Here is a 21,147-nt window from a genome sequence, read left to right as displayed (position 1 = left end):
CCGCCAAGGCGTGCGTTGCGATGGCGGGCCTTGCGCTGTCGATGGCGCTGCCTGCGACCGACAGCGCACGGGCGCAGACTGCGCCGCCCGCGCTCGGCGTGCAGTCGCCGGCGCAGCAGCCGGCTGAGTCTCCGCAGCAACAACAGATCGAGTTGCCGCCGGCGCCGGTCGAGCGCGAGAATCCCGGGCTGATCAACGAAATCGGAAAGCTGTTCGAGAAGTTGAAGTCGGCGCTACCGTCGTTGAAGAGCCCCGGCGAGACCATCAACGATCTGTCGAACATCGCGCGCCCCTCGACGATGGTGACCGGGCGCGCGGCCTGCGTGGTGGCCTCGAACGGTGCGCCGGACTGCAAGATCGGCGCCGACCGGCTGTGCCAGAGCAAGGGGTTCAAGGAGGGCAAGAGCATCGATACCGACGCCTCCGAGAAATGCTCGCCGCTGGTCTATCTGCCGGGCCACAAGCGAGGGCCGAACGACTGCAAGACGGAAAATTTCGTGACACGGGCGGTCTGCCAGTAGGGGCGGTCGAAACTGCGTCTGGGATGCCAGATCCGCCCGAAAACACGACATCTGGATGAGGTTTTGTCATCCTTTTTGCAGCGCCATGACGCAATACTTGACACTGGAAAGATTGCCTTGTTGGTATGACGGTCAGCATCGAGACCAACCAATTTGAGGATCTGCCGCCAATGTCCATGCCTGCTCTGTTCAAGGGCCGCCTGTCTCTTCCCGTGATCGGGGCGCCGCTGTTCATCATCTCGGTGCCCGACCTCGTCATCGCCCAGTGCAAGGCCGGTGTGGTCGGCTCGTTTCCGTCGCTGAACGCGCGGCCGCCGGAACTGCTCGACGAATGGCTGTACCGGATCAAGGAAGAGCTCGCCGCCTACGACAAGGCGCATCCGGAGCGGCCGTCAGCGCCGTTCGCGGTGAACCAGATCGTGCACAAGTCGAACAACCGGCTCGATCACGATATGGCGCTTTGCGAGAAGCACAAGGTGCCGATGATCATCTCCTCGCTTGGCGCGCGCGAGGAGCTGAACCAGGCCGTCCACGGCTGGGGCGGCATCGTCTTTCACGACGTGATCAACCAGAAGTTCGCGCACAAGGCGATCGAGAAGGGCGCCGACGGCCTGATCCTGGTCGCGGCCGGCGCCGGCGGTCATGCCGGCACGCTGTCGCCGTTCCCGTTCGTGTCCGAGACCCGGCAGTGGTTCGACGGGCCGATCGCACTCTCGGGCACCATCGCCAATGGCCGCGCCATTCGCGCGGCGCGCATCATCGGCGCCGACTTCGCCTATATCGGCTCGGCCTTCATCGCGACGCAGGAGGCGAACGCGGTCGAGGGCTACAAGAGCATGATCACCAATTCGTCCGCCGAGGACATCGTCTACTCCAATTTGTTCACCGGCGTGCACGGCAACTATTTGAAGCCGTCGATCGTCGCGGCCGGCATGGATCCGGAAAACCTGCCGACCTCCGATCCGTCGAAGATGAGCTTCGGCACCGATTCGTCGGGCGAGCGCGCCAAGCCGAAGGCTTGGAAGGAGATCTGGGGCTCCGGCCAGGGCGTCGGCAGCATCTCCAAGGTGGTGCCCGCGGCCGAGCTGATCGCGCGGTTCAGGAAAGAGTACGAGGAAGCGGTCGATCCGGCGCTTGCGTGATGGAGCCGATCTTTCGCGTTGACGGCGACCGCGTCGTCACCAGTCCGGATGCCGCGGGTCCATGGGATCCGCGGATGCAGCACGGTTCCGCGCCGGCCGCGCTGGTGGTGTGGGTCGCAGAAGCCATCCCCACGCCGGTGCCGATGCGGATTGCGCGGGTCACGATCGACCTGATGCGTCCGGTGCCGGTGGTGCCGCTGACGGTCTCGAGCGAGATCCTGCGCGACGGCCGCAAGATCCAGCTCTGCGGCGTCAGACTTCTCGCCGACGGCGTTCTCGTCGTCTCGGCCACCGTGCTCAAGATCAAGCAGCAGGCGGCCGAGTTGCCGCCGGATGTCGCAGCCGTTCCGGTCGATCTGCCGGGCCCCGACGAAAGTATCGTCGAGCCGGGCAATCTCGCGAATAGTCCGTTCGTGAAAAACATCTCGATGCGCGCCGCGCGCGGCCGCTTCGGCGTGCTGGGCCCAGGCGCGATCTGGTTCCGCGTCAACCAGCCGCTGATCGCAGGCGTCGCCGTTTCGCAGGCGATGCGTGCGGTGGTCGCCTCGGATTTCTCCAACGGCGTTTCGCCGGCGCTCGATTTCAGCCAGTGGACCTTCATCAACGCCGATCTCACCGTGAGCCTGGCGCGCGAGCCGGTCGGCGACTGGGTCCTGCTCGACAGCGAGTCCTGGATCGGGCCTGACGGCGCAGGGCTTGCGATGTCGCGGCTCGCCGACCAGCGCGGCTATTTCGGCCGTACCGTCCAGAGCCTCGTGATCGAGCGGCGCTAGCGCCGGGCCGGTTTCAGCCGCCACGATGGAGAGAAGGGCAGCCCGCAGCGGCCGCCCTTGTGCAAAAATACCCCTGCGCCTCCGGAACGGTTGGCGGCACCAACGAGTTTTGGTCTCGTTAGGGGGTGTCATGACGCGCATCGATCTCGCCGCCGGTTTCCTGGCCAAGGCCGTCCGGCGGCCTTGTGCGTTGCGGGTGGATGGTATCGGCGCTCCGGAGCGGCCCGGAGCCTCGCAGTGAAGCCCGGCCCGTCCTCGGAACGCGCGGTCATCCTCGCCGCGAGCGAGCGGGACGCCGTCAAGACCGCCCACCTGATCAAGGAAGCCGGCTACTACGCCAACATCTGCGGCGACCTCGCCGAGCTCGAGCACCAGGTCGCGAGCGGGGCGGGCCTTGCCATCATTGCCGATGAGGCGATCAGGACCGCCGACCTTGCCGGCCTGACGAGCTGGCTGAATGAGCAGCCGTCATGGTCGGATTTTCCCATCGTGCTGATGAGCGAGAAGGGCGGGCCCGAGCGCAATCCTGAAGCGGCGCGGCTCGGCCGCGCGCTCGGCAATGTCACCTTCATCGAGCGTCCGTTCCATCCGACCACGCTGGTGAGCCTGGTCGCAGCGGCGGTGCGCGGCCGCCGCCGCCAGTACCAGACCCGCCAGATACTGGAAGACCTGACCGAGAGCGAAGACCTTTTGCAGACCGCGCTCGATGCCGGCCATCTCGGCGCGCTCGAACTTCATCTGCCGGATTTCGAGCTCGAGGCGTCGCCGACCTGCAAGGCATTCTTCGGACGCAAGCCTCGCGATCCCTTCACCTATCAGGATCTGCTCGACGCGGTGCATCCCGATGACCGCGCCCGCCGCAGCGAAATCGTCGAGCAAACGCTGCGCACCGGCGCGGATTACCGGATCGAGTATCGCAACATCTGGCCCGATGGCACCCAGCACTGGGTCGACGTCCGCGCCCGTGCGGTGCGCCGCCCCGACGGCAACATCCGATCGCTGGTCGGGGTCTGCTCCGACATCACCGCGCGCAAGACCGCGGAGATCGAGCGCGAGGCGCTGCTGGCGCAGCTCGCCGCGGAGCGCACCGCGCTTGCCGAGCTCACCGCGACGCTGGAGCTGCGGGTCGAACAGCGCACCGCCGACCTGATGAAGGAGGTCGCCGCGCGCGAGCGGGCGCAGGAACAGCTCCGCCATGCACAGAAGATGGAGGCGATCGGCCAACTCACCGGCGGCGTCGCGCACGACTTCAACAATCTGCTGATGGCCGTGATGGGCAATCTCGATCTGCTGCGCAAGCGGATGCCGGAGGACCCGCGCCTGCGCCGGCTGGTCGATGGCGCGTTGCAGGGCGCCGAGCGCGGTGCCTCGCTGACGCAACGGCTATTGGCCTTCGCACGGCAGCAGGATCTGCGCGCGGTGCCGGTCGATCTCGGCGCGCTGGTGCGCGATATGAGCGAATTGCTCGAGCGCTCGCTCGGGCCGCGCATCACGCTGCGCCTCGACATCCCGGACGGACTGCCGGCGGCCTGCGTCGATACCAACCAGCTCGAGCTTGCGGTGCTCAACCTTGCGATCAACGCGCGCGATGCGATGCCGGATGGCGGCGTGATCGAAATCCGCCTCGCGGCCTGGCAGGCCAAAAACGATCAGGCCAGAAACGATCAGGTCGGGAGCGATCAGATCAAGGGCGATCCCGCGCTGCAGCCGGGCAATTACCTGAAGCTGTCGGTGGTCGACAGCGGCAGCGGCATGTCGCCGGACGTGCTGAAGCGGGCGATCGAGCCGTTCTTCTCGTCAAAGCCGGTGGGCAAGGGGACCGGTCTCGGCCTGTCGATGGTGCACGGGCTCGCGGTGCAGCTCGGCGGCGCGTTGCAGCTGTCGAGCGCCGTCGGCAAGGGCACCACGGCCGTGCTGGTGCTGCCGGTCGCGACAACAGCGCCGGCGGTCGAGAGCCCGGCGCCTGCGGCGCAGAAGGTCAAGCGATCGGCGGTGATCCTGCTGGTCGACGACGATCCGCTGATCGCGATGTCGACCATGGAGATGCTGGAGGACCTCGGCCATCGCGTGATCGGCGCCAGTTCCGGACCGCACGCGCTCGATATCCTCCGGAGCGACCAGGAGATCGACCTGATGATGACCGATCACGTGATGCCCGGCATGACCGGCCTCGAACTGGCCGCAGCCTCGCGCGAGTTGCGCCCGCATCTCGTCGTCCTGCTCGCCACCGGCTATGCCGAATTGCCCGACGGCACTCAGGTCGACCTGCCGCGGCTGGCCAAGCCCTACCACCAGGATCAGCTGCGCGAGCGGCTCGATCAGCTGCTGGGGCAGGGGGGCGGTCAGCTCGCGGCTGCAGCGAGCAGCGACAGTCTCGCCGCGCCTTCCACGCTCTCTCCGTCACCCTGAGGAGCCGCGAAGCGGCGTCTCGAAGGGCGACGGCCCAGCTCTTGCCGCGAGGACAGGTTGCTTGCAGCACACGGCGGCATCGGGGCCGTGCATCCTTCGAGACGCGCGCAAGGGCGCGCTCCTCAGGATGACGGTTGGGAACTTGCGCAGCTACCCCACCATGCGGTCGCGGCCGGACCAGAAGCGCGCCTTCAGCACCTTCTTGTCGACCTTGCCGACGCCGGTCATCGGCAGCTCCTTGACGAACTGAATCTGCTTCGGCGCGTGCGCCGAGCCCTTCTTCGCCTTGACCAGGCTGATCAGCTCGTCGGCGTCGGGCACAGCGCCCTCGCGCGCCACCACGACGGCGGTGACGGCCTCGCCCCATTTGTCGTCGGGCACGCCGACCACGGCGACCATCGCGACGTCGGCGTGCTGCGACAGCACATCCTCGACTTCGCGTGGAAAGATGTTGAAGCCGCCGGAGACGATCATGTCCTTCTTGCGGTCGAGGATGAACATGTAGCCGCGCTCGTCCTTGCGTGCGATGTCGCCGGTGTGCAGCCAGCCGCTCTTCAGCGTCTCCGCCGTGATGTCGGGCCGCTTCCAGTATTCGGCCATCACATGCGTGGCGCGCACGCAGATCTCGCCGGCCTCGCCGGTCGCGACCTCCTGGTCGTCCTGATCGAGGATATTCACCTGGCAGGCGGTGATCGGGAAGCCGCAGGACAGGAACAGCTCCGGCGTCTTCGGGTCATGGTCCGCCTTGCGCAGCACCGAGACCGGATAGCATTCGGTCTGGCCGTAAAGCTGTGAGAACACCGGGCCGATGCGCTCGATGCCTTCGACCAGCCGGCTCGGCGACATCGCGGATGCGCCGTAGAGCAACAGCTCGAGCGAGGAGAGGTCGGTTTTGGGCAGCGCCGGATGATCCAGCATCACATAGATCATGGTCGGCACGAACAGCGTGAAGTTGATCTTCTCGCGCGCGATGGTCTTGAACACGGCCTCCGGATCGAACCCCTTCAGCATGTGCACGGTGCCGCCGCGCATCAGCGTCGGCAGCACCTTGGTGCCGGCGACATGGCTGATCGGCGCCACCGTCAGGTAGCGCGGCGTCTCCGGAATCTCGAAGTCGGCAAGGATGGCGGCGGCGAAGCCGCCATATTCGCGGTGATAGCGCAGCGCGCCCTTGGATTTGCCGGTCGTGCCGCCGGTGTAGTTCAAGGTCGAGATGTCGTCCTCGCGGGCGAAGTTCTTCGCGGTCGCGCTGCCCGCATCTTCGACCACCTGCAACAGGTCGGCGCCGTAATCCGCCGGGCCGAGCGTGAACACGGTCTTCAGGCCGGCGGCCTTGGCGGCGAGCTCGCCGCCACGATCGCGAAACGTGATGCCATCGACGATCAGCATCTCGGCCTCGGAGTCCTCGATCTGGAACAGCTGGTCGTCGAGCGAGCCGAGCGGGTGCAGCCAGGTGATCGCGAGCCGCGACAATTGCGCGGCGACGCCGGCGCACCAGCTGTCGGCACGGTTGGCGGTGAGCAGCGCGACGCGGGTGCCCGGCGCGAAGCCGAGCCGCATGAACACGCTCTGCATCCGTCCGATCAGGTCGGTCGCGCCCTGATAGCTGAGCGAGCCGCCCGGCCAGGCGAAGGCCGTGCGCGACGGATAGCGTGCCAGTGCCCGCAAGGTCTGCTCGCACACCGCCGGAAATGCATAGAGCGGATTGCTCATCTCGTTGTCCCTCCCGCTTTGTCTTTGGCTTCTCTCGTGCCAATGTTGGCGCAACGCTAACACAATGATGCAGGGAAGAAACAACTTGTCCGCTGATCCTCTCGCGCGTTTTCGCGACCGCCTCCGGTTGCCGCTGATTGCCGCGCCGATGTTTCTGGTGTCGGGCGTCGAGCTGGTGGTAGCTGCCTGCCGCAACGGCGTGGTCGGTTCGTTCCCGACGGTGAATTGCCGTGAGGCGGAACAGCTCGATGCATGGCTCGGCGACGTCGCGCGCCGCCTGCAAGTGCATGCCGATGCAAGCGGCAAAGCTGCAGCGCCGATTTGTCCGAACCTGATCGTGCATCGCTCCAACACGCGGCTGGCGCAGGATCTCGCGGTGCTGCTGCGGCACAAGCCCGAGCTCGTGATCACCTCGGTCGGCTCGCCCGCGCCGGTGCTCGCACCTCTGCACGATGCCGGCGCGCTGGTGTTCGCCGACGTCGCCTCGATCCGTCATGCCGAGCGCGCGGTCGCGGCCGGCGCCGACGGGCTCGTGCTGCTCACCGCGGGCGCCGGCGGGCAGACCGGCTGGCTCAATCCGTTCGTGTTCGTCCGCGCGGTGCGCGCATTCTTCGACGGCCCCATCGTGCTGGCCGGCGGCATCAGCGACGGCCACGCGCTGCGCGCCGCGGAGGCGCTCGGCTGCGATCTCGCCTATATGGGCACCAAGTTCATCGCGACGCGCGAGAGCATGGCGGACGCGAGATACAAGCAGATGCTGGTCGAGGCGACCGCCGATGACATCCTGCTCACGACGGCCTTCACGGGCCTGCAGACCAACATGCTGCGGCCCTCGATCGAGGCCGCCGGCCTCGATCCCGACGACCTGCCGGCGCGCGGCGCGATCGACATCGCCAAGGACATCGACATCGGCGCCCGCGAAAGCCGGCCGAAGCGCTGGCGCGATATCTGGAGCGGCGGTCATTCCACCTCAGGGGTGACCGGGGTGCTCGCGGTCGATGATCTGCTGGCCCAGACGATCGCGGAGTACGAGGTGGCGAGCGCGCGGGTGCGGCTCGCCTGACCCATCAAGTCCCGCCTGTCCGCTTAACGCGGCATTAACCATGCCAGTCCCAACAATAGCGTCACGGGATGGTCCGCCGCCGCGGCTGGCCGCCCGGCAGTTGTGGGAATGCGACATGGCTTTTGAGGCGCACTTCGCCAAGGATCCGGCCAAGACTCCGGCATCGCTCGACGATCTCCGGACCCGCGTGTTCTACGCCCTGCAGCGGCATCCGCTGTGCCGTCAGGTCGAATTCGACATCGTCAGCACGCCGCGCACCCGCCGCACCAACTGGACGGTCAGCCTGCACTCGGTCCAGCCCGGTGCCCTCTGGACGGCGCATGAGATCGTGGCCGACATCCAGGAAGCCTATGAGCTTGACGCCGCGGCCTGATTTTCGGGCCGTTTCGGGACGATTTCACCTATTTGGCACTGTCACGGCACGGTAACGCCGCATTTCTCGCGCAGTTTGCGGCAACACCGGCCGGGAATGGAGTAGTTTTTGACCAGAGCCATCACCCTCGCCGCGCTGACCTGCTTCCTCCTCGCCGGCGCCGCGATAACAGCCATTTTGGGCCGCGACAGCCTGCCCGCGGCGCAGGCCGACATTGGTCCGGTGGCCAATCGCGCCAGCAAGCAGGACAAGCTTGCGGTCACGACACTCGCGACCGCCGCCTTCGAGGCGCCGCGGCCGGCCGAGCCTCCCGCCAGTCCGTCGCCGCTCCTGCTGCGCGCGCAAGCCGCGATCCCGCGCGCGACCGATACCGTGCGCCAGGCCTATGCCTCCGCCGAGCCTGCCGATATCGGCCTGCCGAAGATCAATGACCCCGTCGATGCGGCCCAGCCGCAGATCGCCGAGCCCGCCGCACAGGCGCCGACCGCCCCCGCCGCGCTGCCGAAGCCCAAGGCGGCCGCCAAGCCGGCGCCGCAGAAGACCTACGCCCTGCTCAGCGACGCGCAGATCGCCGGCATCAAGGACCGGCTCAAACTGTCGTCATCGCAGGAGTATTACTGGCCGGCGGTCGAGACTGCGCTGCGCGCCGTCGCGCGCAAGATCCACGCCAAGCGCCAGGGCGATCCCGCATCGGGAACCATGCCGATCGATCCCGACTCCGAGGAAGTCCAGCAGCTGAAGTCGGCGGCGATGCCGCTGCTGTTCCAGCTCCGCGAGGATCAGAAGAACGAGGTCCGCTCGCTGGCGCGCCTGATCGGTCTGGAACGCGTCGCTTCGATGATCTGAGCGCAAGGGTCGGCCGAACCGAACCTGCGGCCGATGAGTTCTAGAGCGTTTTCGAGCGAAGTGGACACCGGTTCGCGTGAAGAAAACGCGTCAAAACAACAATCTAGAGCTTCGGTTCTGATTTAATCAGAACTGAAGCTCTAGTGGGCTTCCAGCGGACGCAGCTTGTCCACCTTGCCCTGGGTTTCGACGAGTAGTTGCTTCATGAAGTCCTTGTTGCGCTTGAGCCAGGGCTCCAGCGTCTGCCGCACATCGCCCGGCGACTTCTTCTCGATGGCCTGCGCAAGCCGGCTCTGAAACGTCCCCCAATCCTTGAACATCTCCTTCAAGAGCGCATCGTCGGAGATGTTGATCGTCGACTTGATGTCGCCGACGGTCTCGAGCTCGCGCATGTTGCCCTGTCGTAGGATCGAATCGAGGTTTTCCAGGCATTCGTGGTAGCGCTGCAGCAGATCGTCCCATCGCTTGGCGCTGAAATCATCGTCCAGGTTCTCGACCGCGTTGTACAGCGGCTCGAGAAACGACCATCTGAAGCGTCGCGCCAGTCGCAGCAGGATCGACAGGAAGACGATGTCCTTCGGCATGTTCTGCGCGACCATCAGTCTTGGATCCTCGCTGAATGGCGGCATCGGCACGAAGATGATGACGACCGAGAACGGCGTGCTGTCGAGATATTCGAGCCGGGCAATGACCGGTTGATACAGCTTCAAATCGCGAAATATCGGACTGAGGACCTGCTCGCGGCTTCGCCGGCTGGCAATGTCCACGTCGGAGAACGAGTTCGCGACGTAGCTCGTCAACTCGTCGAGCCAGGCGCCACTGTCATACCGGTTCTGTGCGCTGATCAGGTCCTCCCAGTCGAGATCAGCTGCATCAGGGCCGGACAGCAGCGTGGTGGTGGCGGGATCCGCCTCCAGCCTGGCATCCGTCAGGAATCCCCGCGCTCGGTCTGACGGCGGCAATGCCTTCAGCGCATCGGCCTTCTGCCGGAACGACAACTCGTCGCTGAACACGATGCGAAGCCGCAGACGAAACAGCTCTTCCGGGCGGGTGATCTGCATGAACTGCGCGTGCAGGTCCTTCACCGCCTCGTTGAAGTCGCGGGCGTGATTGGCGTTCAGTTTCGGCCGTAGCGGCACGGCACCGAAGGTCGGCCGCACGAACAGATCTTCGAGAAACCGCCGGACCTCGTCCTCGCCGATCCCGTAAAACTCGTTCTCTGCCAGCATCGGAAACGAGGGTGAGGCATCAACCGAGAACCACAGCACCTTTGACATGAGCTTCAGCGCGCGCTTGTAGCCGTCGAACTGGGCGATCTCGGACGCGCACCACGTCCAATTGTGCTCGGCATTGGTGTGAATGAAGATCAGGCAGTCGGCCTTCGCCGTGTTGTCGATCATCCATTGCCGCCACTCCGTGCCGCCCGGAATTTCCTCGCACACAAAGCATTCCACCGAACGCTGACCGTCCAGGCTGCTGAGATATTCGAGCCGCGCCTTCAACAGACGCGCGAGAAATCTGTCTTCGGCGCGGTGGCTGATAAAGACCGAGAAATCATTTTGCATGGCAAAATCCGATCTGCATGAATTTGCTGCGACGGCTGGCCGTGTCTCATCGGCCGAATGCCGCGGCTGCACGTCCTGCCGCGGACAGAATGATAGCTCGTCTCTGAAATGTGCGATCGCCGGGCGCGAAAAAGAAAAACCGCCTGCCAGTGATTTACCTCACTATACCTTAGGGTGTGCCATGTGCAAGATACCTAGGGAACCGGCGCGCGATGCTTGTCGTGTATCGGGGCGGATTGGCTAAAATTTTTCGAAACTCTGCCGATGTGTCGATTTGAACGCATCGCTTTATTTCATGACCTGGCGCGGTTCGCGCCTGGACGCACGACCAATTGAGCCTTCGGCCGTGATCGGCCGGCCGTATCGAGATCAGCAAAAATCATAGTCGGGGGGCAGTCATGCCGAAGACCAAGCAGCAGCATCTCGATCGTGACGCCGGGCCGAAACGGATATTGGCGCTCGACGGTGGCGGCATTCGCGGCATTCTGACGCTCGAATATGTCGGAGCCATCGAGACGATGTTGCGCCAACGCTTCGGCAGGAACGACCTGCTGCTTTGCGATTACTTCGATCTGATCGGGGGCACCTCGACCGGGTCGATCATCGCAGCCGGGCTTGCCTGCGGCATGACCGTGGACGCCTTGAAGAAGTTATATCGCTCGATCGGCACGGACATCTTTCAGGAATCGTTCTGGCGGCGGGGGCTCTTGGCGCCGAAATTCAATTCCGACGCCTTGCAGCGCGCGCTCGATGCGCAGCTCGGCGCCGACACCGTGATGGGCGGCGATCGCATCCGTACCGGCTTGATGATCATGACCAAGCGGCTTGATACCGGCAGCCCCTGGCCGTTGCATAACAATCCGGACGCCGTCTTTGCCAAACAGGACGGCGCGTTGCGGTTGACCCAAGTGGTGCGCGCCAGCACCGCAGCGCCAACCTATTTCAAACCGGAGGAGATCACGATCTCGGCGCGCGACGGTCACACGGTCAACGGCGCCTTCGTCGACGGCGGCGTCAGCCCGTTCAACGATCCGGCTCTGCAACTCCTGATGCTCGCGGTACTCCATGGCCATGGCTTTCGCTGGCATACCGGCAAGGACAAGCTCTTGCTGATCTCGGCGGGTACCGGCGTATTCAAGGCAACCTATTCGACCGACCAGATCGTTCACATGCCGGCGGCGGAGCAGGGTGTACGCTCGCTGCAATCGCTCATGGACGATTGCAGCCGGCACAATCACGGCATGCTGCAATGGCTGACCAACTGCCTGACGCCGTGGCCGATCGATCGCGCGGTGACGGATATGATCGCGGACAGCCAGAACGGGCCGCAACTCGCGACCTATGCGCGGTACAACGTGCTGCTGGAAACGGCTTGGCTGAAGGAGAAGCTCCGCATCGATCGGACGCCGGACGCGCTTGCGAAGGTCGCAGCGATGGACGACCCGAAGAACATGGACGAACTCGCCGGGATCGGACAGCTCGCCGCGAAGGAGCAGGTCAGGCCGGAACATTTCCCACAGGCCTTCGATCTCACGTAGTGCCGCGCGGAGCGCGCGTCGCAACACGCGGATCCCGGCTTCGACAAGGAATTTAGCTTCAGTTAAGTTCGTCACCTGGACACAATGATCCAATCATGAGTCGAGGTGTCGCGATGACCACGGAACAAGACGCCAAATCACCGAACACGGTGGTTCTCTTCAGCGGTCACATGATCGATGCGCCAGATCGAAAAACGCCACGCTTTTCCCCGGACAAGGAGCCTGCTGCGGCCGCTGCGATCGCCGCAGCGCTTGTGCGGATCGGGGTCCGCGAAGGCGATCTTGCAATCTGCGGCGCGGCCTGCGGTGGCGATCTCCTGTTTGCGGAAGCCGCTCTCGCGCAGGGCATGCGGCTTGAGATCTACATTCCGTTCGATGAGCCGACCTTCCTCGCCAGCTCGGTGGATTTCGCCGGTGGCAATTGGCGTGCGCGCTATTTCGCGGCGAAATCGAAAGCGACGCTCCACGTCATGCCCGATGAACTCGGACCGCTGCCGGCCGGCGAAAACGCCTACGAGCGCGACAATCAATGGATGCTGCAGCGCGCCGCCCGGTTCGGCGACGAGAAGATCGCCTTCATCTGCCTGTGGAACGGCGAGGGCGGCGATGGCCCTGGCGGTGCGAAGCACCTGATGGAAGAGGCGGGGCGCAAGACGACCTGGATTTACTGGCTGGATACGAGAAAATTGTGGGACTGAAGGAATTGGAAGATGCCGTCGTGTTTCATGATCATGCCTTACGGCCGCAAGCCGACCCAGGCCGACCCCAAGTTTGGTCCAGCCGAGATCGATTTTAACGCGCTCTGGGATCGGGCTTACGTTCCGGCCATCAAGGCACTGGGCTATCAGCCGGTGCGTGCCGACCAGGACACCAGCGCGCTGATCGTCAGCGAAATGCTGGAGCGGATCTACTTCGCCGACCTCGTGCTGGCCGACATGACGATCCCGAATGGCAACGTCTATTATGAGGTCGGCATTCGCCACGCATCACAGGAGACGGGATGCGTCCTGCTTGCGGCCGACTGGTCCAAGCAGTTGTTCGACGTCGTCCAGATACGGACTGTCCGTTACCCGCTGCCCGAAGGTGAGATCACCGAGGCGACCGCCACCGCGATGCAGGCTGCCATCAAGGATCCTATCAAGACGCTCGCCGCCGGGATTTCGCCGATGCATCAGTCGATCCCGGGTTTTCCTGACAAGGTCGATCCGCGCAAGGCAACGTCGATGCGAGGTCAACTCGCCGAGCAAGCCGCGTTTCAGACCAAGATACGCGCGGTGCGCGCGGCGGCCCCGGATCAGCGCATGGCGCGGGCCCAAGCGCTGATCGCGACCGAGGGAAGTCCGCCCGCCACTTATGCAAAGGCGCTAGCTTTGTTGCTGATGCTGCGCGACTGCGTCAACGATGCCGCCGACTGGAACATCGTGCTGGACTTCATTAGCAAGCTTCCCGACCGCTTCGCCAACGAACCTGAAGTGCAGGAAAATCGTGCATTTGCCGCGGCCCAGGCCGGCGACGACATCCAGGCCATTGCCGAGATCCAGACATTGATTGATTTCGCGGGGCCGACGCCGGAACGGCTCGGGTTGATGGGTGGCCGCCACAAACGCCTCGCCAGAGCCGCACCGGCCGACGCTCCTCGCCGCAAGGAGGAGCTCGAGAAGGCGATCGACTGTTATCAGCAGGGTATGGAGCTCGATCTCAACGCCTATTATTGCTCCAGCAACTTGCCCCGTCTCTATCGTGCTCGGGGGAACCCGGGCGACGAGGATCTTGCGCAGGCCACCGTGCGGGTCGCGATTGCCGCCTGCGAGCGGGCCAGACGATTGCAGCTTGCCGACGAATGGCTGCGCCCGACGCAGCTTGCCGCGGCCTTTGATCTCGGTGATCCCGACAAGGCCGAGGAAGTGGCAATGCAGGTGGTTGCCGAGGGGCAAGCGAAATGGAAAGTGGGCAGCGTCCTTCGCGACCTCGAAGGCAGTCTCCAATACGTCACCGACCCAGCAAAGCGCGCGCGGTTGTCCGCCATCATCGACAAAATCAAGACGGCTTGATCGCGCGCTCCGCCAGTATCCGCTCAACTAAGCCGCATCGACAGCTCGACGTCGTCGCCGAACGGCACCGACAAATAGCCGCTCGCCGGCGAGCGGACCCGTGCCAGATAGTCGGGGCTGTGGTCGGCATTGTCGGCGACGACGAAGGCGCCCGGCTTCAGGCGGCGCTCCACGAGATCGAGGATGTCGGGGTAGAGCGCCTTGGCGCCGTCGAGTAGCACGAGGTCGATCGTATCGGGCAGATCGGCGCGCAGCGTCTTGAGCGCGTCGCCCTCGCGGATCTCGACCAGGTCGTCGAGGCGGCCGGCGGCGAGATTGTCCCGGGCACGCGCCACCTTGGACGGCTCGAACTCGGATGTGATCAGCCGGCCGCCGCCATTGTCGCGCAGCGCGGCGGCGAGGTGCAGCGTTGAGATGCCGAACGAAGTGCCGAACTCGACGATGTTCCGCGCCCGCGCGCCGCGCGCCAGCATGTAGAGCAGGGCACCGGTCTCGCGGGAGACCGCGAGCGGCACATTGTTCAGGCGGCCGTAGAGCGCGCGGTAGTCGGTCTTGCTCCGCATCAGGCGCGCCTGTTCCGCCTCGGAAAGGTCGGCCACCGCGAGCTGGGTCTCCTCGTCAGCGGCGGAAGCTTGCGCGAGCAGACGGTCGAGCAGGCCCGCGAGCTCAGGCGAAATGAGGGTGGTCATGTCGGTCTCCGGTCTGAGAAGCGGCGCGTCCTTGCGCCTCGCCAGAAATACGAATAATTATTCGCATTCGCTAATCGCATTCCTCAGGGCGTTCATGGCCGGACGGCGAAGCACTTCAATTTCCTCGCGAAAACAGCCGCAACAGGCTCGCTCGGCCGAGCTCGTCGCGGCGATCCTCGATGCTGCTGTTCAGGTTTTGACGAAGGAGGGCGCGCAGCGTTTCACCACGGCACGGGTGGCCGAGAGGGCCGGCGTCAGCGTCGGCTCGCTGTACCAGTATTTTCCGAACAAGGCGTCGATCCTGTTCCGGCTGCAGAGCGATGAGTGGCGGCAGAACTCCAGCCTGCTGCGCACCATTCTCGCCGATCGCACGCGGCCGCCATTGCAGCGGTTGCGTTCGCTGGTGCACGCCTTCATCCGTTCCGAATGCGAGGAGGCCGCGGTGCGCGTCGCGCTCAATGATGCCGCGCCGCTCTATCGCGATGCGCCCGAAGCCCGCGAGGCGCGCGCATCGGGCGAGCGCATCGTCGAGGTCTTCATGCGCGAGGCATTGCCGAAGGCATCCGACGCGGTCCGGGCGACGGCCGGCGATCTGATCACGGCCACGATGAGCAGGGTGGGCAAGGATTTTTCAGAAAGCCCGCGAAGCCAGGCTGAGATCGAAACCTATGCGGACGCAATGGCCGACATGTTCTGCGCGTATCTGAAGAGTGTCGCAAAGCGCTGAAGCGCGCTGTAAATCCGGCCGTCGTTCACAGGTAGTGGTTGGCGACCAACAGAAACCCGAGCACGCCGCCGATCACAGTGAAAACGGCCACGCCATTGCAGAAGCTGATGTAAGCGGCGGACCAATACGAAACGGTCTGAGAGGCCGTCGCAACTTTTTTCGGTTTCCGAGGCAAACCAATGCATTCCTGAAAAAGGCGCCGCCACCTGGTCAACGCAGGTGACGGCGCCCGTCTGAGGGCTTCAGGGCGAAACCCCGCCTCAGCGTAAGTCGCGATGATGAACGGTTCGTATATCGCGTCGAGGTTCCTAGAACGAAGCGTAAGCGTTTCGGAACGCGATGGCGCCGGCCAATGAGCGCGGTCTTGTGCGCACGGCATGTCCGTCGTTGCCGCTCTGGACGACCCACTGGCCGTTCTCGTGGCCCACGATCTTGCCGACGTGGTGACGCCACACGACGATCGCGCCAACCGAAGGGCCGCCTGCGTTGCTGCCGTATCGCGCCCAGGATCGCGCCAGATTGTATTGCGGACCCGGATCGCTGCCGACCTGCGTGCGCATGAACCACCCGCACCACGCAGCGGGGCGACCGGAATGTGCATGGTGTCGATGATGGTGATGACGGCCGCGAGCTTCAGCAGCGGATGAAGCGAAGGCCAAAAGCACGGCGACAGCCGCGAGAGTTTTACGCATTACAAAGTCCTCTTGTTGTTGGCAGACCATCCTGATTGTGGGAGGGGCGCAGCGATGATCTGCGATTTGGTTGCGAAGCGACCGCACCGGCCAGGCGACGCAAAACAGAGGCGGGACATGGCCCGCCCGGGGCTTTAAGAAACGGGCTATGGCCAAAATATGACGGCTATTTCCCGTCTGGCGGCTGAGACATGGCCCGACATGCTCTGCGCATATCTGAAAAGCCGCGCACAGCGCTGACGCCGGCAGAATTGCTCCGAGAGCATGTTCCCGGGTACCGCGTCTCGCAGAACCGGGTTAACAGAAGCGCCCCGCGGCAGACGGAGCTCCGCTTCGCTCAGACCAGCGTTGCTTCAGAAGCCATGCCGCGATCCGGACAGGAGGGCCAGTTCGCTGGCATGCAATCGTGAACCTCGAGCAACGTCTGAACGAACTCAACATCGAGCTGCCGATATCGGCGGCGGCCGGCGGCGCCTACGCGCCGGTCGTGGTCCATGGCGACACGATCTATGTCAGCGGTCAGCTTCCGCGCGACGGCGACAAGGTGCATGTCGTCGGCCAGGTTGGCCGCGATGTCACACCGGACGAAGCCAGACGAGGTGCGCGGCTGGCGCTGATCCGCGGATTGGCCGCGATCAAGGCGCATCTGGGGTCGCTCGACAACGTCACGCAGATCCTGAAGCTCACCGTGTTCGTGCACAGCGCGGCGGATTTTAGCGGTCAGACCGCGGTCGCTGACGGCGCATCGGAGCTCATCATGGAGCTGTTCGGTCCGGAGCGGGGACTGCACACCAGGACGAGCGTTGGGGTCGCGCAGCTACCGCGTAACGCATCGATCGAAGTCGAGCTGATCGCAGCGCTGGCGCGCTAGGCCGAAGCGGCGCCTTCTTCCTTCCGTGCCAATTTCGCGGAGCATCTGAGCCAAAAGCGTCCATGCATTGACGGCTTCTGAGCTTCGGGACGACACTCATGCCAACAAGCAGGCCCCTCGGTCGATCGTGTTTGATCGCGTTCGCCTTGCTTTGACGAGGTGATGCGAAACGGGCAGGCGCGTTGGCCATCGCTCGTTTCAGATGACGTAAGGCGAAGCGGCAATGCGTTCGTCATTGCGCTGAACGTTCAGTAAAATGACTCACTAAACATCAGGCAGAGCCCAGCGCTGGGTGCTTTCCACTATCGGCGTTGGTGCACTGCAGCGATTCTTCCGCGTAGGATAGCGCAGCCAGCCCCTCTTGAGGTTCGCAAGAAAATCGGCTTGACGGGGTCCTGAATTTAGTAATACGTTTAGTATTACAAAAACGATAAACATCGCACATCGAGCTGATGTGTGGGAGGAGCCCCGCCATCCGGACCCAACTTCCGGACGCGTTCAGTCTCGCTCTCCATCATCGCTCATCAACTCGGTTTCGAAGTCTCGGTGTCAATCCGGCAGGGATGCGCCGGGCGAGTTAGGTGCTTCAACGATACGGAGGAAATGGATATGCGAAGATTGGGATGGTTACGCAGTACGGTGGCGTCCGCGGTCGTTGCGACCGCTGCGGTTGGGGTTCTCGGCGGCGGGGAAGCCGCAGCACAAGGCAAGCAGCTCACGCTGTGCTGGGCGGCATGGGACCCGGCCAACGCGCTGGTCGAGCTGGGCAAGGACTTCACCAAGCAATCCGGCATCGAGATGAAATACGAGTTCGTCCCCTGGACGAGCTACGCCGATCGCTTCCTCAACGAGCTCAACTCGCACGGCAAGCTCTGCGACCTGATCATCGGCGACAGCCAATGGATCGGCGGTGCCGCCGAGAACAAATGGTACGTCAAGCTCAACGACTTCTTCGACAAGGAGAAGATCTCGATGGACGATTTCGTCCCGGCGACCGTCGTCGGCTACTCGCAGTGGCCGAAGAACACGCCGAACTACTGGGCGCTGCCGGCAATGGCCGATGCGGTGGGCTGGACCTACCGCAAGGACTGGTTCTCGCGGCCCGAGATTCAATCCGCGTTCAAGGCCAAGTACGGCCGCGATCTGGCGCCGCCGAAGACCTATGACGAGCTGAAGCAGATCGCCGAGTTCTTCCAGGGCCGCGAGATCGCCGGCAAGAAGGTCTACGGCGCCTACATCTTCACCGAGCGCGGCTCGGAAGGCATCACGATGGGCGTGACCAACGTGCTCTACAATTACGGCTTCGCCTACGATAATCCGAAGAAGCCGTACCAGATGCAGGGCATCGTCAATTCCGCCGACGCGGCCAAGGGTCTCGAGTTCTACAAGGAGCTCTACAAGTGCTGTACGGCGCCGGGCATGACCAACGCCTACATGCAGGAAGGACTTGATGCCTTCAAGTCCGGCCAGGTCGCGATGCAGATGAACTGGTTCGCCTTCTTCCCCGGCCTCTACAAGGACCCGAACGTCGGCGGCGACAAGATCGGCTTCTTCGTCAACCCGGCCGGTCCGAAGGGGCATTTCACGCAGCTCGGCGGGCAGGGCATCTCGGTGGTGGCAACCTCCGACCACAAGGACGACGCGCTCGCCTACATCAAATGGTTCGCGCAGCCTGCCGTGCAGCAGAAATGGTGGCAGATCGGTGGCTACTCGGCGCTCAAGGCGGTGGTCGATGCGCCCGACTTCCCGAAGAGCGCGGCGTTCGCGCCGCAATTCCTGGAGTCGATGGGCATCGTCAAGGACTTCTGGGCTGAGCCGTCCTACGCGCAGCTGCTGCTCGACATGCAGAAGCGGGTGCATGACTACGTCGTCGCCGACAAGGGCACGTCACAGCAGGCGCTTGATCTCCTGGTCAAGGACTGGACCAAGGTGTTCAAGGAGCAGGGCAAGGAAGTCGCCTCGCAATAGTAGACGCCCCCACTTCACCCGAACTGGATTCCCCGAGGGCTGCCTCGGGGAATCCGAACCGGCCGAGCCCCGCTGATGGACACGATGACGACGATCCTCCAACCCGATCATGCTACGATCCCAGGCGTGAGCAAGCCTGTTAAATCCCGCGCCGGGCGGCGCGTCCGCGGCCTGTCGGACCGGGCCATCGCCTGGCTGTTCGTCGCGCCGACGATTGCGCTGCTGCTCGCGATCAACATCTTTCCGCTGATCTGGATGATCCGGCTGTCCTTCACCAATCTCAACCTCAGCATGTCCTATCTGCCGCTGCGGTTCGTTGGCCTCGACAATTTCAGGGACATCCTCACGGACGAGGACGTCTGGTTCCGGCTGCAGACAACGGCGCAGTTCGTGATCTCGTCGGTGGCGTTGCAGGTGGTCATAGGCTTCGGCCTGGCGCTTCTGATCAACCGTCAGTTTCGCGGCCACAGCTTCTGGACCACGATCATCCTGCTGCCGATGATGTTGTCGCCGGCGGTGGTCGGCAATTTCTGGACGCTGCTGCTGCAGCCGCAGATCGGGCCGTTCAACTACCTGATCAGCCTGTTCACCGGCGTGCCGCCGAGCTCGTTCAGCATGACGGGGCAGGTGTCGCTTGCGCCGTGGACCATCGTGCTGGTCGATACCTGGATGTGGGCGCCCTACGTGATGCTGATCTGCCTCGCCGGGCTGCGCTCGATCCCCGACTACATCTATGAGGCCGCGGAAGTCGATCGCGCCTCGCCCTGGCGGCAGTTCTGGTCGATCACGCTGCCGATGACGGTGCCGTTCCTGATGCTCGCGGTGCTGTTCCGTGCGATCGAGAACTTCAAGATGTTCGACATGGTCAATCTCCTGACCTCGGGCGGGCCGGGCTCGACCACCGAGCTGGTGTCGATCTCGCTGAAGCGCGCGGCGTTCGAGAAGTGGCGCACCGGCTATTCCTCGGCGCTCGCCATCATCCTGTTCGTGACCGTGTTCGGCGCTGCCAACATCTACATCAAGACGCTCAACAAGGTGAAGCAACGATGACCGCCGCCGCCACCAAATCCACTGCGCATTCCATCGTCGAAGCCTCGCCGCGCACCAAGGCATTCGCCGGCGGCTTCGTCATCCTGTACGCCGTGATCACGATCCTGCCGCTGCTGTGGATCGTCGCCACCGCGTTCAAGTCGCAGAGCGACGCCATCGCCTATCCGCCCAAGGTGATCTTCGAGCCGACCCTCGAAGGCTACGTGAACCTGTTCACCGTGCGGACCCGCCAGGCGCCGGATTTCATCGCCAAGCTGCCGCCGCCGGAAACCTGGTACGACAAGCTGGTGCGCCAGCGGGACATGGTGATCGCCGGGCCGTCGAAGGTCGTGCCGCGCTTCGTCAACTCGTTGATCATCGGCTTCGGCTCGACCTTCCTCGCGGTCTTCCTCGGCACGCTCGCGGCCTATGCGTTCTCGCGCTTCCGCATCCCGCTGGCGGACGATCTGCTGTTCTTCATCCTCTCGACGCGCATGATGCCGCCGGTCGCGGTGGCGATCCCGATCTATCTGATGTACCGGCAGCTCAATCTGACCGACACGCGGCTCGGCATGATCCTGCTCTACACCGCCGTGAACGTCTCGCTCGCGGTCTGGCTGCTCAAGGGCTTCATCGACGAGATCCCGCGCGAGTATGAGGAGGCGGCGCTGGTCGACGGCTATACGCGGCTGCAGGCGCTGCGCAAGGTGGTGTTGCCGCAGGCCGTCACCGGGATCGCGGCGACCGCGATCTTCTGCCTGATCTTCTCCTGGAACGAGTACGCCTTCGCGGTGCTGCTGACCAGCGGCGAGGCGCAGACCATGCCGCCCTTCATCCCGTTCATCATCGGCGAGGGCGGACAGGATTGGCCGGCGGTTGCCGCGGCGACCACGCTGTTTGTCGTCCCGATCGTCATGTTCACCGTGCTGTTGCGCAAGCATCTGCTGCGCGGCATCACCTTCGGAGCGGTGCGCAAATGAGCGGCTCAGTGGTTGCCAAAGGTGGCGTAGCGCGCTGGTTTCGTCGCGGGCCGTGGGAGGCCATCGCGATGACCCTGATCGGAGGCGGCATCGTCATGCTGGTGCAGCCCTGGTCGATCGATCTCTACAGCTACTCGTTCGTGACGATCCTTGCCGGCACGGTCGGCTTCGTCATCGTCAGCCATTTTCCGGAATAG

General features: G+C 64.2%; 20 protein-coding genes. 16 read left to right on the top strand and 4 right to left on the bottom strand.

Going from position 1 to position 21,147, the window contains the following annotated elements; translation table 11 throughout:
• Positions 1 to 20 precede the first annotated feature (20 nt).
• From HU230_RS28390 to HU230_RS28375, 4 genes are all read left to right on the top strand, one after another.
• Positions 21 to 521 (top strand): superantigen-like protein SSL4, encoded by a 501-nt coding sequence (locus HU230_RS28390; RefSeq protein WP_176534827.1) that lies wholly within the window; start codon positions 21 to 23, stop codon positions 519 to 521.
• Positions 522 to 691: 170 nt separating this feature from the next.
• Complete coding sequence (locus tag HU230_RS28385) at positions 692 to 1,663, top strand: NAD(P)H-dependent flavin oxidoreductase (protein ID WP_176528962.1); 972 nt, start codon at positions 692 to 694, stop codon at positions 1,661 to 1,663.
• Positions 1,663 to 2,436 (top strand): thioesterase family protein, encoded by a 774-nt coding sequence (locus HU230_RS28380; RefSeq protein ID WP_176528963.1) that lies wholly within the window; start codon positions 1,663 to 1,665, stop codon positions 2,434 to 2,436. Before HU230_RS28385 ends, HU230_RS28380 begins: the two co-directional genes overlap by 1 nt.
• 237 nt (positions 2,437 to 2,673) lie before the next feature.
• Entirely contained in the window at positions 2,674 to 4,845 is a 2,172-nt protein-coding gene (locus HU230_RS28375) for an ATP-binding protein (protein ID WP_176528964.1), read from the top strand.
• A 150-nt stretch (positions 4,846 to 4,995) separates the two neighbouring features.
• On the opposite strand, the gene HU230_RS28370 is transcribed toward HU230_RS28375, so the two are convergent.
• Positions 4,996 to 6,558, bottom strand: coding sequence for an AMP-binding protein (locus tag HU230_RS28370; protein WP_176528965.1), 1,563 nt, complete (start codon positions 6,556 to 6,558; stop codon positions 4,996 to 4,998).
• A 64-nt stretch (positions 6,559 to 6,622) separates the two neighbouring features.
• Between HU230_RS28370 and HU230_RS28365 the strand changes: the two genes are divergently transcribed.
• From HU230_RS28365 to HU230_RS28355, 3 genes are all read left to right on the top strand, one after another.
• Positions 6,623 to 7,621 (top strand): NAD(P)H-dependent flavin oxidoreductase, encoded by a 999-nt coding sequence (locus tag HU230_RS28365; RefSeq protein ID WP_420840811.1) that lies wholly within the window; start codon positions 6,623 to 6,625, stop codon positions 7,619 to 7,621.
• A gap of 115 nt (positions 7,622 to 7,736) precedes the next feature.
• Positions 7,737 to 7,994, top strand: coding sequence for a hypothetical protein (locus tag HU230_RS28360; RefSeq protein ID WP_176528967.1), 258 nt, complete (start codon positions 7,737 to 7,739; stop codon positions 7,992 to 7,994).
• Between the two features lie 108 nt (positions 7,995 to 8,102).
• Positions 8,103 to 8,840 carry a hypothetical protein gene (locus HU230_RS28355; protein ID WP_176528968.1) on the top strand — a complete coding sequence of 246 codons (738 nt, stop codon included), beginning with the start codon at positions 8,103 to 8,105 and terminating at the stop codon, positions 8,838 to 8,840.
• Positions 8,841 to 8,980: 140 nt separating this feature from the next.
• On the opposite strand, the gene HU230_RS28350 is transcribed toward HU230_RS28355, so the two are convergent.
• Positions 8,981 to 10,405, bottom strand: a complete 1,425-nt coding sequence (locus HU230_RS28350) for a toll/interleukin-1 receptor domain-containing protein (RefSeq protein WP_176528969.1) — start codon at positions 10,403 to 10,405, stop codon at positions 8,981 to 8,983.
• Positions 10,406 to 10,803: 398 nt separating this feature from the next.
• On the opposite strand from HU230_RS28350, the gene HU230_RS28345 reads away from it, so the two are divergent.
• The 3 genes from HU230_RS28345 to HU230_RS28335 all read left to right on the top strand — a co-directional run bounded on the left by HU230_RS28345 (position 10,804) and on the right by HU230_RS28335 (position 13,994).
• Positions 10,804 to 11,943 (top strand): patatin-like phospholipase family protein, encoded by a 1,140-nt coding sequence (locus HU230_RS28345; protein ID WP_176528970.1) that lies wholly within the window; start codon positions 10,804 to 10,806, stop codon positions 11,941 to 11,943.
• A 113-nt stretch (positions 11,944 to 12,056) separates the two neighbouring features.
• Positions 12,057 to 12,641 (top strand): hypothetical protein, encoded by a 585-nt coding sequence (locus HU230_RS28340; protein ID WP_210284170.1) that lies wholly within the window; start codon positions 12,057 to 12,059, stop codon positions 12,639 to 12,641.
• A gap of 27 nt (positions 12,642 to 12,668) precedes the next feature.
• Complete coding sequence (locus tag HU230_RS28335; RefSeq protein WP_176528971.1) at positions 12,669 to 13,994, top strand: TRAFs-binding domain-containing protein; 1,326 nt, start codon at positions 12,669 to 12,671, stop codon at positions 13,992 to 13,994.
• 23 nt (positions 13,995 to 14,017) lie between these two features.
• On the opposite strand, the gene HU230_RS28330 is transcribed toward HU230_RS28335, so the two are convergent.
• Positions 14,018 to 14,683, bottom strand: a complete 666-nt coding sequence (locus tag HU230_RS28330) for an O-methyltransferase (RefSeq protein WP_176528972.1) — start codon at positions 14,681 to 14,683, stop codon at positions 14,018 to 14,020.
• A gap of 94 nt (positions 14,684 to 14,777) precedes the next feature.
• On the opposite strand from HU230_RS28330, the gene HU230_RS28325 reads away from it, so the two are divergent.
• Positions 14,778 to 15,410 (top strand): TetR/AcrR family transcriptional regulator, encoded by a 633-nt coding sequence (locus tag HU230_RS28325; protein ID WP_176534829.1) that lies wholly within the window; start codon positions 14,778 to 14,780, stop codon positions 15,408 to 15,410.
• A gap of 308 nt (positions 15,411 to 15,718) precedes the next feature.
• Here the strand turns inward: HU230_RS28325 and HU230_RS28320 are convergent, their stop codons facing one another.
• Positions 15,719 to 15,970: a C40 family peptidase gene (locus tag HU230_RS28320; RefSeq protein WP_176528973.1), complete on the bottom strand. Its 252-nt coding sequence runs from the start codon at positions 15,968 to 15,970 to the stop codon at positions 15,719 to 15,721.
• Positions 15,971 to 16,508: 538 nt separating this feature from the next.
• Between HU230_RS28320 and HU230_RS28315 the strand changes: the two genes are divergently transcribed.
• The 5 genes from HU230_RS28315 (at position 16,509) to HU230_RS28295 (ending at position 21,147) form a co-directional block, all read left to right on the top strand.
• The gene (locus tag HU230_RS28315; RefSeq protein WP_176528974.1) at positions 16,509 to 16,973 is read left to right on the top strand and encodes a RidA family protein; all 465 of its coding nucleotides are present in this window, start codon (positions 16,509 to 16,511) and stop codon (positions 16,971 to 16,973) included.
• Between the two features lie 609 nt (positions 16,974 to 17,582).
• Positions 17,583 to 18,941 carry an ABC transporter substrate-binding protein gene (locus HU230_RS28310; protein WP_176528975.1) on the top strand — a complete coding sequence of 453 codons (1,359 nt, stop codon included), beginning with the start codon at positions 17,583 to 17,585 and terminating at the stop codon, positions 18,939 to 18,941.
• A gap of 75 nt (positions 18,942 to 19,016) precedes the next feature.
• Entirely contained in the window at positions 19,017 to 19,991 is a 975-nt protein-coding gene (locus HU230_RS28305) for a carbohydrate ABC transporter permease (RefSeq protein ID WP_210284171.1), read from the top strand.
• Positions 19,988 to 20,950 (top strand): carbohydrate ABC transporter permease, encoded by a 963-nt coding sequence (locus tag HU230_RS28300; RefSeq protein WP_176528976.1) that lies wholly within the window; start codon positions 19,988 to 19,990, stop codon positions 20,948 to 20,950. The genes HU230_RS28305 and HU230_RS28300 overlap by 4 nt, the downstream gene beginning before the upstream one ends.
• The gene (locus tag HU230_RS28295) at positions 20,947 to 21,147 is read left to right on the top strand and encodes a hypothetical protein (RefSeq protein ID WP_176528977.1); all 201 of its coding nucleotides are present in this window, start codon (positions 20,947 to 20,949) and stop codon (positions 21,145 to 21,147) included. Before HU230_RS28300 ends, HU230_RS28295 begins: the two co-directional genes overlap by 4 nt.

The organism is Bradyrhizobium quebecense (genome assembly GCF_013373795.3).
GTDB classification, from domain to species: Bacteria; Pseudomonadota; Alphaproteobacteria; order Rhizobiales; family Xanthobacteraceae; genus Bradyrhizobium; species Bradyrhizobium quebecense.
The sequence above is the reverse complement of the archived record's forward strand: the minus strand, read 5'-3'. Positions and strand labels throughout refer to the sequence as shown.

What these genes read in the sequence shown, in the direction of transcription:
- HU230_RS28390 (WP_176534827.1), top strand. Translation starts at nt 21, where the DNA reads ATGGCGGGCCTTGCGCTGTCGATGGCGCTGCCTGCGACCGACAGCGCA.
- HU230_RS28385 (WP_176528962.1), top strand. Translation starts at nt 692, where the DNA reads ATGTCCATGCCTGCTCTGTTCAAGGGCCGCCTGTCTCTTCCCGTGATC.
- HU230_RS28380 (WP_176528963.1), top strand. Translation starts at nt 1,663, where the DNA reads ATGGAGCCGATCTTTCGCGTTGACGGCGACCGCGTCGTCACCAGTCCG.
- HU230_RS28370 (WP_176528965.1), bottom strand. Translation starts at nt 6,558, where the DNA reads ATGAGCAATCCGCTCTATGCATTTCCGGCGGTGTGCGAGCAGACCTTG.
- HU230_RS28365 (WP_420840811.1), top strand. Translation starts at nt 6,623, where the DNA reads ATGATGCAGGGAAGAAACAACTTGTCCGCTGATCCTCTCGCGCGTTTT.
- HU230_RS28360 (WP_176528967.1), top strand. Translation starts at nt 7,737, where the DNA reads ATGGCTTTTGAGGCGCACTTCGCCAAGGATCCGGCCAAGACTCCGGCA.
- HU230_RS28350 (WP_176528969.1), bottom strand. Translation starts at nt 10,405, where the DNA reads ATGCAAAATGATTTCTCGGTCTTTATCAGCCACCGCGCCGAAGACAGA.
- HU230_RS28345 (WP_176528970.1), top strand. Translation starts at nt 10,804, where the DNA reads ATGCCGAAGACCAAGCAGCAGCATCTCGATCGTGACGCCGGGCCGAAA.
- HU230_RS28340 (WP_210284170.1), top strand. Translation starts at nt 12,057, where the DNA reads ATGACCACGGAACAAGACGCCAAATCACCGAACACGGTGGTTCTCTTC.
- HU230_RS28335 (WP_176528971.1), top strand. Translation starts at nt 12,669, where the DNA reads ATGATCATGCCTTACGGCCGCAAGCCGACCCAGGCCGACCCCAAGTTT.
- HU230_RS28330 (WP_176528972.1), bottom strand. Translation starts at nt 14,683, where the DNA reads ATGACCACCCTCATTTCGCCTGAGCTCGCGGGCCTGCTCGACCGTCTG.
- HU230_RS28325 (WP_176534829.1), top strand. Translation starts at nt 14,778, where the DNA reads ATGGCCGGACGGCGAAGCACTTCAATTTCCTCGCGAAAACAGCCGCAA.
- HU230_RS28320 (WP_176528973.1), bottom strand. Translation starts at nt 15,970, where the DNA reads ATGCGCACGCAGGTCGGCAGCGATCCGGGTCCGCAATACAATCTGGCG.
- HU230_RS28310 (WP_176528975.1), top strand. Translation starts at nt 17,583, where the DNA reads ATGCGAAGATTGGGATGGTTACGCAGTACGGTGGCGTCCGCGGTCGTT.
- HU230_RS28305 (WP_210284171.1), top strand. Translation starts at nt 19,017, where the DNA reads ATGGACACGATGACGACGATCCTCCAACCCGATCATGCTACGATCCCA.
- HU230_RS28300 (WP_176528976.1), top strand. Translation starts at nt 19,988, where the DNA reads ATGACCGCCGCCGCCACCAAATCCACTGCGCATTCCATCGTCGAAGCC.
- HU230_RS28295 (WP_176528977.1), top strand. Translation starts at nt 20,947, where the DNA reads ATGAGCGGCTCAGTGGTTGCCAAAGGTGGCGTAGCGCGCTGGTTTCGT.